The sequence below is a fragment of the Helicobacter mehlei genome, assembly GCF_007280785.1.
In the GTDB taxonomy this organism is placed as follows: domain Bacteria; phylum Campylobacterota; class Campylobacteria; order Campylobacterales; family Helicobacteraceae; genus Helicobacter; species Helicobacter mehlei.
In genome coordinates this window covers 1-15,875 of record NZ_VKGC01000010.1, presented here as the reverse complement: position 1 = coordinate 15,875, position 15,875 = coordinate 1, and the positions used below count along the sequence as shown (strand labels likewise).

Genomic DNA, 15,875 nt, shown 5'->3' with positions numbered 1-15,875 from the left:
TTATCCCTTCATTTGTTTTTGTTATTGTAACACAAGTTCTTAAGTCAATCCCGCTTATCTCCCCTTAGCACCCACTCCACGATTAAAAGGAGATTTAAAGGTTGCGTAGTTCTTGTGTCTAAAATTCAAATCCCCACGCTCAAGCTAGAAAAATGCGTGTAGGTAACATAAGCCTTATTGTTGGGCTTGCTGGTAAACTTGACATGCTTTTTTGGCGTGTAATCAATCCGCACTTTTAAACTTTGCTGGCTACTGGTGTGCGGGTAAGAGAGTTTGGCTAAGAGTGTGCAAGCCTTTAAAAGCAAGGAGCTAGAGGGTTTATTAGGGTGGGTGAAGATTAGCATGTGTGCGCTGGGCTTGTCTTGGATATGCGCCCAAATGTCTTGAGAGCGCGCCATTTTCAACAATTCACGGTTTTCCTTTTCATTGCGCCCGATGAGCACCTTAACCCCCTCAATCTCAAAACTTTCAAAGCGCGCTGGGGGGGCTTTTTTCTTGGCTGTATTTTTTGGGGGGGCTAAAATTGCCAGTTCTTCTAAGCTGGCATGTTCTAAAAGCACCAATTTGGCATCTAAAAAGGCAATTTTGGAGGTTAGATTATCTCTTTGCAGAGCAACATGGGCGGATTTTTGTTTGCATTTTTTGGATTCTTTGAAAAGCTTATTGGTGGCATCACTGAGCGAGCGGGCATTTTTGGGGAGTTCAATATCCTCATTCTCTAATTTAAGCACAGGGCTATAAATTACCTTAGGATCTAGGCGGTGCAAATTGGAGAGGATCAAAGAGGCGTGTGCGTGTTTTTGTTGGGCTAGGCTAGCCAAATACGGGGCACTGGGCAAGTCTTGCAACACCGTTTGCAAGTTTTGCTTTTTTTTAAGCCACAGGCTTTCAAGGTTGCTTTTTTTGGCACTAAGGAGTTTAGCACTATAGGCACCATGCAAATCTTGCAAGGCTTGCAAAAAATCAGGCGTGCTTAGGGGCTCTAGGGGCGGGCGTTTGAAATGGGGTTTTTGCAAGGGGAGCAACACTTGGTTTTTGAGCACGGGGCGGTAACTCTGTGTTTCTTTGATAAAGCGCAAGGCTTCGATGACCTTGTTTTGCGCGTCTAATAAAATGGCGTTGCTGTGTTTGCCGGTAAATTCTAATTGCAAACAAGCACGGATTTTTTTATACGCATGGGGGCATTCTAGGGCGATTTTTAAAATGCGATCCTCATTTTCTAAAAAGGCATCTAAAATTTGGGCATTGGAGGCGTATTTTTCCAAAGCCAAATTAAAAGGGGTTTTGGACACGCTCAGCCGGGTTTGATCCACATAGACATAACTTTGGGCTTGTTGCATCAAGGCTTTAAACAAATAATGGGGAGTGTCCAGACTCAAAAGGTTTTGGTGGTGGCGGATTGTAATCTTGCTTTGTTGCTTTAAGAGGTGGGCTAGCTGGTAGAGCAGGGCATAGGGCATCATTTGGGTTCTAACATGCGTTTTGCATAGGCTAGGGCTTCTTTGCCCAAATTGGCATCCACCATGCGTGCGATTTCTAGGGTCTGCTCATCTTTATTGAGGGGTTTGACAGAAGTTAAGGAGCCTTCTTGATGGACTAAAAAATGCCGATCGGCAATAGCGGGCAAGTGGGGGGCATGGGAGATGGCGATGATCTGATAAATCGCGCTGAGTTCCTTTAAGATCAACGCTACGCTTGCACTCTCCCGCCCGCTCAGATTGGTATCCAGCTCATCAACGATAATGGTTTGTGCTGGGCAATCCAAGACTTGTTTTTTCAAGCTTGCCTTTAAAGCCAAGAGTGCCAAACGCAAGCGGTTAAACTCGCCCGCACTCACATGGGCTAAAGGCGCGTTGCCCAGTGTAATTTCCAAGCTCTCTAAACCTTTTGTGCCCAGTGGGGTGGCTTGCAAGCTCAAGGCGGGTTTTTTAAGCAGGAGTTGTTGGGTGTAGCTTTCCAAATTTTCTTGCATAGAGGGCAGATATTTTAGGCGTTCTTGTTTGATCTCTAGAGCTAGTTTCAAGCACTCTTGTTCTAGGTCTTGGGCTTGTTGCTGGAGCTTTTCCAAATTATGGGCATGGGCACAATAACGCTCATAATCTGCACTCAAGGTTTCTTTTCTCGCCCTAGCTTGTGCCTCACTCCCGTATTTTTTCAAAATTGCGCCTAATTTGTTGGTTTTATCTAGCAAATCCTGAATATCCATCTCTTCAAGTTCCTCTAGCTGGCAGAGGCGATCGCTTAGGGCTTGTTTGGCTTCCTCTAGCAGGGCTTCTAGGGGTTCTTTGGGGGTTGGGGTGTACTGGAGGGCTTTGGTGATCTCAAAACTATGTTCTAGGGCTTCTAAGCCCGCCTTGATTTGGCTTGCCATTTTTTCTTTGGAGCTGTAGGCTTTTTTGAGTTCCAAAAGATGGGTATAGCTCCCCTCTTGTAAATCCACGCTCTGTAATTGGGCTAACTCAAAACGCGCCATTTCTTTGAGCATGTCTAAATGCGTTGCCTCTTGTTGCTGTTTGGCAAGCTCTTGGCGGGCTTGGGTGTAGGCTTGGTGGGTCTCTTGGAAAGTGTGGGTGAGTTGGGGGTCTATATAGCCATCTAAGAGTTCTAGCAAAAAGCTAGGGGTGAGCTCTTGAGCGTGTTTGTGGCTAGAGATGTGTAACACAAGGGGGGCAAAACGATCTTGGAGGGCTTTTTTAGTGGTGGGTTTGTGATCCAAGGTGCGCTTGGTTTTTTTGTCTTTAAAGGCTTGGAGGTGGCGGGTGTGGTTATTGTCTTTGTAAAGGGTGGTGATGCTTTGGGCGCGCACTTCTTGCAAGCCTAAGCTAGCCAGCACACAATCAATTAACACGCTCTTACCGCTCCCGCTCGCCCCGCTGATCACATTCAAATGGGGGCTAAATTCCAAGCAGGCATGGGCAAAAACCAACCCCTTTTTAATCTCTACACTCTCTATCATTTTAACCACTGATTTTTAGGATCAAGTCTAGCACAGGCAAGTTTAAAGGGCAATAAGTCAAGCACCCCATCACTTTTTAAACTTCAAAGCGTCCTTGCTAGCCAAGAATATTTCCACTTCCCTAGCATGCCCAAACAGCAACAAAGTATCCTCAAGTTTTAAGATGAGCGATGGCTCAATGTTATAAATCCACTTGTTTTCACGCTTGAGCGCCACAATTTTTAAATCCGCTTGGAAAGAATGCAAAAAATCTTGCACTTGCCGATCGGCATGCGCATTGCCAACATTCAAACGGATAATCTTCATGCTATTGGTAACATCTAGCACTTCTAAATTGGGGTTAAAAGATAAACTTTTTACCAGTCTTTTAGCCGCATCGCGTTCAGGATAGATCACGCGATCCGTGCCGATCTTGGATAAAATCCTGCCATGGATGAGTGTCGAGGCTTTGGCAATGACCTCAGGGACTCCAATTTCTTTGAGAGCCATCACGCTTAAAATCGAGGCTTCCACATTCTGCCCAATACTCACAATGGCGGTATCCACCTCCCCAATCCCCGCATCCTTTAAAGCGTTAATGTCGGTGCTATCAATGATAAATAAATTGTCGCACACGCCCTTAAAAACCTTGATACTCTCTTCATTAATATCCATCGCAATCACTTGTTCGCCATTTTCTACCAAGCCATGCACCACATGCGAACCAAATTTACCCAGACCTAAAACCGCATAAGTTTTCATAAAAGCACTCCTTCTTCGGGATATTTGATATGACGTGTTTTACTCTTGCCAATAAGTGCCATGCTAAACATCAAAACCCCCGCACGCCCCATAAACATCAAAACAATCAAATAGAGCTTACCAAAATTGGTAAAAGTGGCTGCAAATGAGAGACTACCTCCATCACCTGTGCTGGCTCCCACCGTTCCAAAGGCAGAGCAAATCTCAAAGAGCAAGTGTAAAAAATGCTTGTTTTGGGTGTCATCAGTGGCACTCAAAATCATCACCGAGATGATGATATAAAACATGGTGATGATAAAAACTAGAAAGGATTTTTTGACAAGGGCTTGGGGGATGGTCCTTTGGAATAGCACCATTTCTCTATCTTTAAGCGTGCAATAAGCATATACTAGCAAGAGAGTCATGGTAGTGATCTTAATGCCCCCAGCCGTGCCCCCCGGAGCTGCGCCTACCACCATGAGCAAGGAAGAGAAAAACAAGCTTTGATCGTGCAAGCCAGACATGTCAATGGTGTTAAAGCCGGCGGTGCGTAGATTGACCGAGATAAAAAACACGCCTAAAATCTTCTCAAACCAGTTCGATTCGCCAAAACTCTTGGGGTTATCCCACTCAAAGAGCAAGAGCACCGCCATACCTAACACAATGCAAATAGCCGTAGCGATGAGAACAATGCGCGTATGCACGCTCCAACGCGATTTGTTGCGGTAATCATAACATTCACTCAAGACCAAAAACCCCAGCCCACCTAGGATAATAAGCAAACAAATTGTCAGATTAACCACGACATCATTGCGGTAATTTACCAAATTGGACTCAAAGACACTAAAACCGGCATTGTTGAAAGCCGAGATGGCATGGAAGATCCCCGCCCACAGGGCTTGTTTGAAAGGCATATTGGAGAGAAAATACAAAGTTAAGATGAGTGCACCTAGCCCCTCAATGCAGAGCGTGAAAAGGAGGATTTTTTTAAGGTATCTGATAATGCCTTGCATGTTGGGGTAATCTAGGGACTCTTTGAGCAACATACGCCCTTTAAAATCCATGCGCTTACCCAAAATCAAGAACAAAAAGCCCGCTAACCCCATGTAACCAAACCCCCCAGCTTGGATCAAGCCCATTATCACCGCCTGCCCATAGATACTCAGATCGGTTGCCGGATTGAATGTGATAAGCCCGGTCAAACAGACTGCTGAAACAGAGGTAAAAAACAAGTCAATAAAGGGAATGGGTTTGAGCCGCATAGGCGATAGGCTCAGTAACAACGCCCCTAAGAGAGCCAAGAGCACATAACTAATCACAATGGTGCCAAAAGTTTTATTGACAGAGGAAGCTTTATTTAAAGAGCCCTCACTAGCTAACATGGCAAAAGCCTTTGAATGGAGTCAAAACCAACAAACCCACGATAAAAAGCAAAATCCAAAAAGTCTAGCATAAAATCGTGTAGATTTGTGTTTAAGGGCACTTAGCAGGGGATTTATCCTCTTGTTGTTTGTTGAGTGCTTCTGCCTTGCGGTAGTATTCTGCCGATTTGTCCTCATCAACCCCCACATCTCTAGGATCACCAGCACTCCCAGCATCCCCCATTTTGTAGATAAAGCCCAACCTATCATAGGCTTGAGCATACCCTAATTCCCCCGCTTTGTTATAATACTCTAGGGCTTTTGGGATGTTTTGTTTGACCGCATAGCTCCCATATTCATAGGTTCTTCCCAATTTATAATACCCCTCAGCTGATCCCATCTGTGCTGCCTTTTGGTAATATTCTAAGGATTTTTGATCGTCCTCAAGCACCCCATAACCCCCATCTAAATAAACATCACCCAAACCCACATACCCCTCAGCTGATCCCATCTGTGCTGCCTTTTGGTAATATACGAGAGCCTCAAGGTTGTCTTTACGGACATTGGTGACAATATTGTTATTAAAAGCATCATTCCCCATAACATAAATGTTTGCGATGCTCAAATAGGCATCCACACTCCCCAAACCGCCCGCCGTGTTATAATACCCAATGGCTTTTTCATCATCATTATAGTCATAATTGTCTGTATCAGAATAAAAATTCCCCAAAGCCATATAAACGCGTTTATCGCCTGCTTTGAGGGCTTTTTGGTAGTGTTGCAAAGCTTTGTCATACTGGTGGCACACATAAGCTTGCTGGGCAACCAAAAAATCCTGCTCCTTAGCAAGCATACCCCCACTTAAGAACAACCCCACCAACACCACTACTCTCCAGATCACCACACAACCTCCAATCACAAAAGGGCTTAAACCCCCCATTCTACCTTTTTTATATGTGAGATTGTCTTAAAGATAAAATACCCCAATCACGGATTTTTCTTGCTCTATGATCTCATTTACAAGCGCATTCTTTAATCATATGGGGCAATTCTTGAGGCATTTTGTTGCAATCTAGGGGTTAAACATGTGTCCGTAGTGAAATGGTGGTCCCGACTGGACTTGAACCAGCGACCCCTACCATGTCAAGGTAGTGCTCTACCACTGAGCTACGCGACCATAAGCCACTATTTTACCCGATCTTGTTTGTTTTTTGCCTTAAAAGCCCCTTGTCTTAACATCTGGATCACCAAAAGACCCACACCCACATCGATCAACACATCGGCTAAATTAAAGATCGCAAAATCAAATTGATAATGCCAATAGACATAATCCACCACCCCCCCATGCACGAAGCGATCTAAAATGTTAGAGCTACCCGCTCCTAGCACCAGCCCAAATGGGAGGGCATTGGGGATAAAAAAATCTTTTTGCCGCACCAATAAGAAGAGCATCCCCACAATCAAAAGCACCTGTAAATATTTGAGCCAAGGGCCTAAAAAATCCAACATCGAAAAAGCCACGCCCTTATTGTAGGCCAAGACAATGGAGATCACAGGACCATGGTATCTAAACCCTTCTAAAATCACTTGTTTTAGGGCTTGATCGCCAATGAGAGCCACTACCCCAGCTAAGACAAAATAAACCAGTGCGCGTCTCAAGGCTTAACCTAGTTTTTCATGAAAAAAGGTTTTGAGTTCTTGAGTCTTGCTTTTTAACAATGTGCTATCTTTACCCTCTAGCAAAATACGCAAGAGATTTTCGGTGCCTGAGTAGCGGATCAGATGGCGGATATGGTGTTGTTCTAGGTTTTTGATCATTTCTTTAAAGCCCGGGATTTTCTCTAGGGGCTTTTTGTGCTTGATGGGTAGGTTTTCAAGCACTTGGGGGCAGAGCTTGAAGGGGTTGAGCACCTCGCAACTGGGTTTATTGGCCTGCACCAAGAGCGCACTCACCTGCAAAGCACTCATGATTCCATCCCCGCTTTTAGAATAATCCCCCAAGATGATATGCCCACTCTGCTCAGCTCCAAAATTGGCTTTGTGCTCGATCATTGCTGCGCTGACAAATTTATCCCCCACATCACAGATCACCATGCTAATCCCTTGCGTGTCCAAATATTCTTGCAGGGCTAAATTGCTCATGCTGGTTACCACGACCTTGGCTTGGGCTAGTTGCTGGTTTTGGTGCTGGTAGCTGGCTAACACGCCGATGAGCTTATCGCCATGCACCACCTGCCCCAAATTATCCACCACCACCAGCCGATCGGCATCCCCATCTAAAGCGACGCCCAAATCTGCGCGGTAGCGTTTGACCTCTTGACTCAGTTCTAAGGGGAAGAGCGCGCCACATTGGGCGTTGATATTACTCCCATTGGGTTTGTTATTAATCACAATCACATCGGCTCCCAGCTCGCTAAAGACAATGGGGGCGACCTTGTAGCCGGCTCCATTGGCGGTGTCAATCACCACGCGCATACCCTGCAAGCTCAAATGCTTGGGGAAGGAGTTTTTCAAATGCACGATGTAACGCCCGATCACATCATCAATGCGCTTAGAACTCCCAATGCCCACCCCCACTTGGCAACTATTGCGAACCAAGTTTTCATTAGCAAAAATCTTTTCAATCTCTAGCTCACTCTCTCTTTGGAGCTTGTAGCCAAAGCGATCGAAAAACTTAATGCCGTTATCCTCAAAGGGGTTATGACTCGCACTGATCATCACACCCGCATCACAGCGCATATTCTCGCTCAAAAATGCGATGGCAGGCGTGGGCATGGGTCCAATTTGGATCACATCATAACCTACGCTAGTGAGCGCACTCACTAGGGCATTTTCAATCATGTACCCGCTCTTGCGCGTGTCTTTGCCCACTAGGATTTTATGACTAAGGGCATTCTTGCTAAAATACAACCCAGCCGCAATGCCTAATTGCATCACAAACATGGGCGTGATCTCCACTCCCGCCTTCCCCCGCACCCCGTCAGTCCCAAAAATCATGCCAGCACCCTATTTAATTTGTCTTTAATGCGCTTTTGGCTAGAATTTTGCCACATTATTTTTGATAAAAGGATTAAGTAGTGGCCAACCATAAATCCGCTGAGAAAAGGATTCGCCAAACCATCAAGCGCACCGAGCGCAACCGCTTTTACAGAACCCGCATTAAAAATATCATCAAAGCGGTGCGTGAGGCGGTGGCACAAAATGATGTCCCCAAAGCCCAAGAGTCCCTGAAAGTGGCCAATAAGGAATTGCATAAATTCGTGAGCAAAGGCATTTTGAAGAAAAACACCGCATCTAGAAAGGTTTCTAGACTCAATGCGAGCGTGAAAAAGATCGCTTTAGCCAGTTAATCCGTGCTCCCCCAAAAATTAAAGGAAGTCGTGGCGCGCTACGATGCGCTTGCGACTAGCTTAACCCAACCGGAAGTTTTAAATGATGTGCGCCAGCTCACCGAGCTGAGTAAAGAACAAGCCAGTTTAGAGGAGCTAGCTAGTTGTGCTAAGGAATATCTAGGCATATTGGAGAATATCCAAGAAAATAAAACCTTGCTTGAGGATAGGGAGCTAGGCGAGCTGGCTAAAGAGGAACTTAAAGACTTAGAGGAGCAAAAAGCCGGTCTTGAGGCGCGCATTAAAGTTTTGCTCATCCCCAAAGACCCTAATGACAACAAGAATATTTACTTAGAATTGCGCGCGGGCACAGGGGGCGATGAGGCGGGTATCTTTGTGGGCGATCTCTTTAGAGCTTACTGCCGTTATGCGGATTTAAAACGCTGGAAAGTAGAGATTGTTAGCTCGAGTGAGAATAGCGTAGGGGGATATAAAGAAATGATCGCTCTGATCAAGGGGCAGGGGGTGTATTCGCGCCTCAAATTTGAAGCGGGCACACACCGCGTGCAACGCGTGCCAGAGACCGAGTCGCAAGGGCGTATCCACACCTCGGCCATCACTGTGGCGATCATGCCTGAAGCCGATGATGTGGAAATCAACATTAACCCTAATGATTTGCGCATTGAGGTTTTTAGAGCGGGCGGGCATGGGGGGCAGTGTGTGAATACCACCGACTCTGCTGTGCGCATCACGCATGTCCCCACCGGGATCAGCGTGTCCATGCAGGATGAAAAATCCCAGCACAAAAACAAGGATAAGGCATTAAAGATTTTAAAAGCCCGTCTGTATGAACAACAGATCGAACAACAACAACAAGAGAGTGCAGCTGAGCGCAAAATGCAGGTGGGTAGTGGGGATCGCAGTGAGCGGATTCGCACCTACAACTACCCCCAAAACCGCCTGAGCGATCACCGCATTAATCTAACCCTTTATAGCTTGGAGGAGATCATGCTCTCAGGCAATTTAGACCCGGTTATCGAACCCCTGATCGCCCATGCCCAAAGCGTGTTGGTGGAAAATTAGACCAGAATCGTTCTCTAGGCTTGCCGAACTTGTTAAAAATCTAGAGGAGTATTTTTAGTGCGTTGGTGTTTTGCTTAGGTGGGGTTGATCGTAAGCCATCAACAGGATCGATTTGATGGGTCTTAATGGAATGTTTAAAAAATGGGTTTTGGTAGGTTTTATTTGGTTGGGTGGTTTTTTGGATGCCCAGCAAAGTGTGTCTGTTGATTCTGATTTTGTCCAAAGGCTGACTACACTCAAAGCCCAAATGGATACAAAAAGCCAACAGATTTTAAAAGACCCTATTTTCAAACGCACAGAATACTCCTACACGACCTACCTAGTTGCCCTCCAATTTGATGGGGATGTCCAAACACATCTAAGTGGAGCGCGCACACTCCTAGAACAAGTGCCTTTGTTTCAAGATTTTAGTCCCCAAAATGAGCCACAAGCGCATTTATTAGAAAATCTTAAAGAATTTGAAGCCCTCCACCTCTTGGCCTTGTTGGACAATTCTGATGCCCAACCCACCCAAATTGCCCAAAATTTTTTAGACAGCCTAAATTTTTTCTATGCCCCCCTTTTTAACGCCCACAAACAAGGGCTAGACCCTTTAGCCTATCTCGAGGCATTACGGATAAATATGGCTACCTATGAGAGAACTTGCCAAAATTGCCCCGGACATGTTTTAAGAAACTATGGCAGTAGCCTAGATTACTATGTGCGTTTCAACCCAAATGGCATGGTTGCAAATTTGGTGCGCGATGTGCGTGATGCTGACAACGCTTACCAGCAGTTGCTAACATTAAAGAGTGCTTGGGCACAAGTGGCAATCGCCTCTATTCTCCAACAAGATGTGTCGCATTTGCACCATTATGAGTCCTTTGCAAGTTTGCTAGCACAGCCTCCCCTTGCCAAATTTAAAATCTTCTCAGCCCTCTACCTTGCCCGTATTTTGAATTTGGTCAAAGACATCGATGTTTATGTGGATTTGCAAGATGTGAGCCCCGATCTTTTGCGAGAACGCCCCACGATCTGCCTAAACCCCCAGTATCTAACCCCCTCTCTGATACACGCATGCCAACAAGTCCTGCACCAACACAAAGACACTAAAGCCCTCCAAGACCAACTAAAAATCTTACGCCTATTTGCCATGGAAGACACGCCTTGTATCTATTTAGATCGCCATGATGAAATCGTCAAGTTACACTCTAAAAATGCAATTTGCAAAGCCTTGCAAAAACACCTCACAAAGGAATTTTGATGTTTCGTTTGTTGTTCTGCCTAGTTTTGGCGGTTTGTGGTGTAGGGGCGATGGGGGAGACTCCCCTCATGCTAGTTGCCACAAAAATAAAAAATCTGATGCAAAAAGGTAATCAAGATGCCATGCCCGGATACGATCTGATCCGCAGCGAGGTTGTGCAAGATAGTATCCCTACCTTAGAAGAACTAGGCTTAGAGTTTATGCACAAAATTTCCCTTTTTAAGAAACTCAAACCCAAAAATGAGGCAGAAGAGCGTTTTGTGACAGGGCTTAAAAAATTTGAGATTTTGCATGTCCTTGCGTTGATCTATGGTTTGATCTTAGACGAAAAAAATGAAGACCATCAAGGAGTCCTTACTCTTAGCCAAGTGGTACAAGATTATCTCAAGGTACTAGATTTTATCTATACCCCTCTTATTCAAGCACACCAAGCAGGCTTGGACTTAAGTATCTATGCCACCACTTTGAGCAAAAATCCCCTCAAGCCCAGCGATTTCAAGGATTTAATCCAATATTTTCTTAAAAACGAACAAGTGAGTCCTAAACCCGTGTTGCCCGTGCAAGCCTTTTTCAAGGATTTTAGAGTGGCGGAATTGGCCTATGACTTGACACAACACCATTTTTATAACACGCTCTTGGGTCCTAGTATTGGATGGGACTATGCAGATGCCTATATCCTTGTAAAATTTAATGCCGGTAAAGAGTTTGGGGAAGATAATGTTGTTAGTCAAGAGGATTATACTGATCTCTATAAACTCTATTACGCCCACTATGCCACGCGACTCTTGGAGTTTTTAGATGAGAGTTATTACTACACCTTTGATGACCCTCTTTCTAGCCCAGAACTAGACATAGGGATTTTGCAAAAACACCCCCACCTTTGTTTGAAGCCCAAATACTTACGCCAAAAATTCCAACAAGCGTGTTTGGACATCTTTGAAAAACACACCTACGATGCCCAAGCCCTCCAACACTCCTTGCAAAATCTCCCCCTTGTCAGCATCAATAATGCACCTTGTCTATACAACACTCAGGGCAAATGGCAAAAAATTAAGTCCAAAGACATCCTATGTCTAGCTCTCCAAAAAATCCCTTGACAAGGACACCAACCACTTAATCGCATTCAAGTAGCTCTGTGGGCTGGCTTTGTTTTGGTAGGCAATATCAAACCCACAGCCATGATCGACACTGACGCGCTTGATGGGGAGGTTGAGCGAAACATTGATGCTCTCTTCAAAATAAAGAGCTTTGAGTGGGGCTAGCCCCACATCGTGATAAAGGGCAACAAAATGCGTGTAGCGCGCACGCATATGCGGGGCAAAGGCACTATCAGCGGGCATGGGTCCTAAAAACAGCGCGCGCCCTAGCCGATCGTTTACGTCCTTGATCGCCTCTTGCACGATTGAATCTTGCCAACCAATGGCACCCCCATCGCCACAATGCGGGTCTAGCCCCAACACCACGATTTTTTCCACCTTTGCCAACACCCGTCCCAAAGTGCCTAAAAATTTTTTTAAAGGCTCTAATTGCACACACCCACTCACCGCACTTAAAGGGATGTGATCGCTAAAGAGTGCCACCCACAGCTTAGGGCAACCCAGCATCATGATCGCCTCTTCTTGGTAGCGCTTTTTTAAAAGGGCGGTGTGTCCGGGGGTGTTAATACCCGCTAATTGCCATGCTTGCTTGTGGATGGGCAAGGTGCAGACTCCCATGGCCTCTTGACTATCAACCAAATCTAGGGCGTGCAAGAAACTTTGGTAGCTATAAAACCCACTCTCTTGGTACACTTGGGCGGGCTTGATTGTGGGTTTGGGAGCATTAATGGGTACGCACTCCATGCGCTCTAGGGCTTGGGTATAGCGGCGTTTGAGCAGGGCGTTAGCCTGCTTTAAAACCTCCAAATGCACGCAATAAAGCGGGGTGCAAATTTGGCTGATGCGCACATGGGCTTTGAGCGCGATTTCTAAGCCAATGCCCTGAATATCCCCAATACTAATGGCGATTTTGGGCTTCATCTGTGTTGCATCGCCTCTTGCATGTCATAAATGGCGCGCTCTAGCCCCACAATCACCGCCCGTGCGATGATAGCATGCCCAATATTGAGTTCTTCTAAGCCCTCAATGCACGCCACTAACCCCACGCTAAAATAATTCAAGCCATGCCCAGCGCACATTTCTAAGCCCATCTGCACTCCTTGTGAGGTGGCTTCTCTGAGCTCTTGCAAACTGGTATCCAGCATGCTTTTCAAGGTGGGATTATCTGATGGTAAATCTTTTAAGCAGTTCTTATGGTGCTTGAAGTGGGAATAAAGGCTATTGTAAAGATTGCTGAATTTGCCCGTGTGCAACTCCACGACTCTAGTGCCCAAATCCAAAGCCCGCGCCAAATTCTCTCCTTGCGGATCGATGAAGAGTGCCACCTCGATCCCGCAATCTTGGTAAGTCTTGATGGTCTGGCTTAATTGGGGGTGCTCTAAGTTAAGCCCGCCCTCTGTGGTGATCTCGGCGCGTTTTTCAGGCACTAGAGTTACTTTGAAGGGGCGCAGGTGGCATAAAATTTTAGTGATTTCAGGGTCGATCGCGCATTCTACATTGATAGGCATGGGGGCATGCTGGATAATGCTGGCTACATCGTCTTCGTGGATATGGCGGCGATCTTCTCTTAAATGCAAAGTGATCAAATCCACCCCCGCATTTTTGGCAATAAAGATCGCCTCTAGAGGGTTGGGCTCGTGGATTTTACGCGCCTCCCTGAGCGTGGCAATATGATCGATATTCAGACCTAAGCGCATGGGCACTCCTTGCGATTGAGATATTGATAAAAGCTAAGATACACCCCTACAAAAAGCGCGATCACCACTAAAAGCCAATGGGGATGGTTACGCCAAAAATAGCTAGCCAGCATAAAGGGCAGATTTAAAACCACAATCGAAAATCCGGTGAAGGCATTGGGATTGGGGTATTTGCTAGTCAGTGCCTTAAACAACAAAGTGTGTAGGTGCAGGGCATCAGGCAGGGTCGCTTTTTGTTTTTGCAACTTGCGCCGCGCGATGGAAAATAACACTTCAGTTACCGGATACACCATTAAAGCCAGCCCAAACCACACGCTCACCACGCCCCTTAAGGCTAAATCCATCAAATGCGCCCCGCACACTAGTCCCAAGAGATACGCCCCCCCATCGCCTAGGAAAATATAGCCTTTGGGGAAGTTTAAGACTAAAAAGCCCAAAACACCTAAGAGCAAAGCTAGCACCCAGGTATTGGGCTCGATCCAATAAAGAATGCCCAAGATTGCCAAACTCAAGCCCCCAGCAAGCCCGTTAAACCCATCAATGATATTGATCGCATTGGCTACACCCACGAGCATGAACACACTAAAAGGCAAAGCCAAGATCACAGGCAGGCTAAAAAAGGGGGCAAAATCTTTTAAAATGAGCGGGGTTAGGCTAATGGCGAACAATGCCCCTAAACTTTGCAAGAATAAGCGTTTTTGTGGGCTTAGGGGGCGGTTGAGATCTTCTAAAAATCCGCTTAAAAAGACCACCACGCCTCCTAAAAGTAGCCCCCAGTGCGCACCCCCACCCACCAAAAAAACCAAAAAAATCCCCAATCCTCCGGCCCGTGGAGTTCTTTTGGTGTGGAAGCCTTGGGGTTTGTTGGCATTATCCACAAACAAGAGCGATCGCTTAGAGAAAATCACCACCCCCAAGCTACTTAAAAAACTTAGCGCGAAATACAGCACAGTCTAAACTTTTTCAAACATTATACCTTACAAAATGTTATAATCTAGGCATGTTGAAAAAAGTTGTTCATACAGGCTGTGCGCTGTTGCTCTGTGTGCGCTTGGGGCAGGCCGAGAGCCAAGAAGCCAAGATTTTAGAGGACATTGGTGATGTTTTGCGCTTGATGCCTATTTTTGTGGGCGTGGTCAGCTTGGGTATGCGTGATTATAGAGGACTAGGGGAATTGGCAGTTGGGAGTTTTGTAACCCAAGGCGTGATTTATGGCATCAAGGGGGCATTCCAAAGCGCGCATGACAGAGGGGCTAAGGTGCCCTTTGCGAAACGCCCTTGCTGTGATAGCTGGCGGGGGATGCCCAGCGGGCATGCTGGGGGGGCATGGAGTGCAGCCGGGTTTGTTTTTTACCGCTATGGATGGAAACCGGCTCTGCCCGTGATCGCTTTAGCCATGCTCACCGATGCAAGCCGTGTGGTGGCGCGCAAACACACGATTTTACAAGTGGTTGTGGGGAGTTTGATTGGCTGGGGCTTTGCCTATCTCTTCACTTCCAAATACCGCCGTAATTGGGAGCTTTACCCCGAGATTAGCATTAATGAAAAAGGGAACGCCCGCTATGGCATGGCGTTCCATTACCGCTTTTAAACCCTCCTTGATGGCTTATTTACCTTTGGTCTTGATCTTTTCGATCACCTCGCGGTAGCGATCGATGTTCTCGCTGGTGAGTTCTTTCAGCATTCTTTTCATCACGATCACATACATTCTGTTGAGAATCTTGCGGATTGCATTGCCATTGTTCTTCTCTAGCTCGGTGTGGCCAATGGTATTTGCGCCCGCAAAACCTCCTGAGTCTGTAGCTTGGTAGGTGTAGGTGTGGGTGATGGCTTGTTCTGTCCCCACCTCAATGCCAAAGTTATGGATAATAGGATTGTCCGTATCCATTTTGACATCCTCTAAACCCGACCCAACCCCCTATATCTAAAATAGACTACATTTGGTGTTTTTGTGCGGGCGTGAGCACTTGCCCATTTGTGAAATACACGACCTGATAACCTCTTTTCTGGAAAATCACTTGAATCTGTTCGACTAGCGCATCTTGAAACCGATCGATGTAGGGGCTAAGGTTGCCACTCACTTGCACATGCAGGGCTAAAATCCCCACAGCACAGTATAGGCGAATCTTGATCGATATTAACCGGGCAACAAAAACTTTTGTTCAAAACTCTTTTTATCCGTTATTAACCCCAAGAAAACAAAGAGATAACAAAAAGCCAAAGGTGGAGCCGCCCCCCCCCCCCCCCCCCCCCCGGGGGCGGGGGGGGGGGGGGGGGGGGGGGGGGGGGGGCGCGCCGGGGGGGGGGGGGGGGGGCGCGAGGGCGGGGGGGGGGGGGGGGGGGCGAGAGGGGCGGGGGGGGGGGGGGGGGGGGGGGGGGGGGGGGGGGG

General features: G+C 46.5%; 17 protein-coding genes and 1 tRNA gene. 5 read left to right on the top strand and 13 right to left on the bottom strand.

Annotation, left to right across the window (positions count from 1 at the left end; genetic code table 11):
* Positions 1 to 125 precede the first annotated feature (125 nt).
* The 8 genes from FNE76_RS04910 to glmM all read right to left on the bottom strand — a co-directional run bounded on the left by FNE76_RS04910 (position 126) and on the right by glmM (position 8,034).
* Positions 126 to 1,460: an NFACT family protein gene (locus FNE76_RS04910; protein ID WP_235852166.1), complete on the bottom strand. Its 1,335-nt coding sequence runs from the start codon at positions 1,458 to 1,460 to the stop codon at positions 126 to 128.
* Positions 1,460 to 2,956, bottom strand: a complete 1,497-nt coding sequence (locus tag FNE76_RS04905) for a DNA repair protein RecN (RefSeq protein ID WP_120947445.1) — start codon at positions 2,954 to 2,956, stop codon at positions 1,460 to 1,462. The genes FNE76_RS04910 and FNE76_RS04905 overlap by 1 nt, the downstream gene beginning before the upstream one ends.
* Positions 2,957 to 3,025: 69 nt before the next feature.
* Entirely contained in the window at positions 3,026 to 3,697 is a 672-nt protein-coding gene (locus FNE76_RS04900; protein ID WP_006016099.1) for a potassium channel family protein, read from the bottom strand.
* Entirely contained in the window at positions 3,694 to 5,058 is a 1,365-nt protein-coding gene (locus tag FNE76_RS04895) for a TrkH family potassium uptake protein (protein ID WP_120947444.1), read from the bottom strand. Before FNE76_RS04895 ends, FNE76_RS04900 begins: the two co-directional genes overlap by 4 nt.
* Positions 5,059 to 5,149: 91 nt before the next feature.
* Positions 5,150 to 5,941: a tetratricopeptide repeat protein gene (locus FNE76_RS04890; RefSeq protein ID WP_185963000.1), complete on the bottom strand. Its 792-nt coding sequence runs from the start codon at positions 5,939 to 5,941 to the stop codon at positions 5,150 to 5,152.
* A gap of 198 nt (positions 5,942 to 6,139) precedes the next feature.
* Positions 6,140 to 6,214, bottom strand: a tRNA-Val gene (locus tag FNE76_RS04885).
* A gap of 8 nt (positions 6,215 to 6,222) precedes the next feature.
* A complete protein-coding gene (gene lspA / locus FNE76_RS04880; RefSeq protein ID WP_120947442.1) occupies positions 6,223 to 6,696 on the bottom strand; it encodes a signal peptidase II in 474 nt (157 codons plus the stop codon).
* A gap of 3 nt (positions 6,697 to 6,699) precedes the next feature.
* A complete protein-coding gene (gene glmM, locus FNE76_RS04875; protein ID WP_120947441.1) occupies positions 6,700 to 8,034 on the bottom strand; it encodes a phosphoglucosamine mutase in 1,335 nt (444 codons plus the stop codon).
* An 80-nt stretch (positions 8,035 to 8,114) separates the two neighbouring features.
* Here glmM and rpsT point away from each other — a divergent pair, with 80 nt between their 5' ends.
* The 4 genes from rpsT (at position 8,115) to FNE76_RS04855 (ending at position 11,789) form a co-directional block, all read left to right on the top strand.
* Positions 8,115 to 8,387, top strand: coding sequence for a 30S ribosomal protein S20 (gene rpsT, locus FNE76_RS04870; protein WP_120947440.1), 273 nt, complete (start codon positions 8,115 to 8,117; stop codon positions 8,385 to 8,387).
* A 3-nt stretch (positions 8,388 to 8,390) separates the two neighbouring features.
* Positions 8,391 to 9,449: a peptide chain release factor 1 gene (gene prfA, locus FNE76_RS04865; RefSeq protein WP_120947439.1), complete on the top strand. Its 1,059-nt coding sequence runs from the start codon at positions 8,391 to 8,393 to the stop codon at positions 9,447 to 9,449.
* A gap of 115 nt (positions 9,450 to 9,564) precedes the next feature.
* Positions 9,565 to 10,692 (top strand): hypothetical protein, encoded by a 1,128-nt coding sequence (locus tag FNE76_RS04860; protein ID WP_143928405.1) that lies wholly within the window; start codon positions 9,565 to 9,567, stop codon positions 10,690 to 10,692.
* Positions 10,692 to 11,789, top strand: coding sequence for a hypothetical protein (locus tag FNE76_RS04855; protein ID WP_235852165.1), 1,098 nt, complete (start codon positions 10,692 to 10,694; stop codon positions 11,787 to 11,789). The genes FNE76_RS04860 and FNE76_RS04855 overlap by 1 nt, the downstream gene beginning before the upstream one ends.
* Here the strand turns inward: FNE76_RS04855 and pdxA are convergent.
* Genes pdxA through FNE76_RS04840 form a run of 3 tightly spaced genes read right to left on the bottom strand, consistent with a single transcriptional unit; the run spans position 11,766 to position 14,436 of the window.
* Positions 11,766 to 12,710, bottom strand: a complete 945-nt coding sequence (gene pdxA / locus FNE76_RS04850; protein WP_120947437.1) for a 4-hydroxythreonine-4-phosphate dehydrogenase — start codon at positions 12,708 to 12,710, stop codon at positions 11,766 to 11,768. The genes FNE76_RS04855 and pdxA overlap by 24 nt on opposite strands.
* A complete protein-coding gene (locus tag FNE76_RS04845) occupies positions 12,707 to 13,486 on the bottom strand; it encodes a pyridoxine 5'-phosphate synthase (RefSeq protein WP_120947436.1) in 780 nt (259 codons plus the stop codon). The genes pdxA and FNE76_RS04845 overlap by 4 nt, the downstream gene beginning before the upstream one ends.
* Positions 13,477 to 14,436, bottom strand: coding sequence for a glycosyltransferase family 4 protein (locus FNE76_RS04840; protein ID WP_185962999.1), 960 nt, complete (start codon positions 14,434 to 14,436; stop codon positions 13,477 to 13,479). Before FNE76_RS04840 ends, FNE76_RS04845 begins: the two co-directional genes overlap by 10 nt.
* A 50-nt stretch (positions 14,437 to 14,486) precedes the next feature.
* Between FNE76_RS04840 and FNE76_RS04835 the strand changes: the two genes are divergently transcribed.
* Positions 14,487 to 15,077, top strand: coding sequence for a phosphatase PAP2 family protein (locus FNE76_RS04835; RefSeq protein WP_013890114.1), 591 nt, complete (start codon positions 14,487 to 14,489; stop codon positions 15,075 to 15,077).
* Positions 15,078 to 15,092: 15 nt separating this feature from the next.
* Here FNE76_RS04835 and FNE76_RS08700 read toward each other — a convergent pair whose 3' ends face one another.
* Positions 15,093 to 15,374, bottom strand: coding sequence for an HpaA family protein (locus tag FNE76_RS08700; RefSeq protein WP_268877227.1), 282 nt, complete (start codon positions 15,372 to 15,374; stop codon positions 15,093 to 15,095).
* 46 nt (positions 15,375 to 15,420) lie between these two features.
* Complete coding sequence (locus tag FNE76_RS08695; protein ID WP_268877226.1) at positions 15,421 to 15,594, bottom strand: HpaA family protein; 174 nt, start codon at positions 15,592 to 15,594, stop codon at positions 15,421 to 15,423.
* Positions 15,595 to 15,875 lie beyond the last annotated feature (281 nt).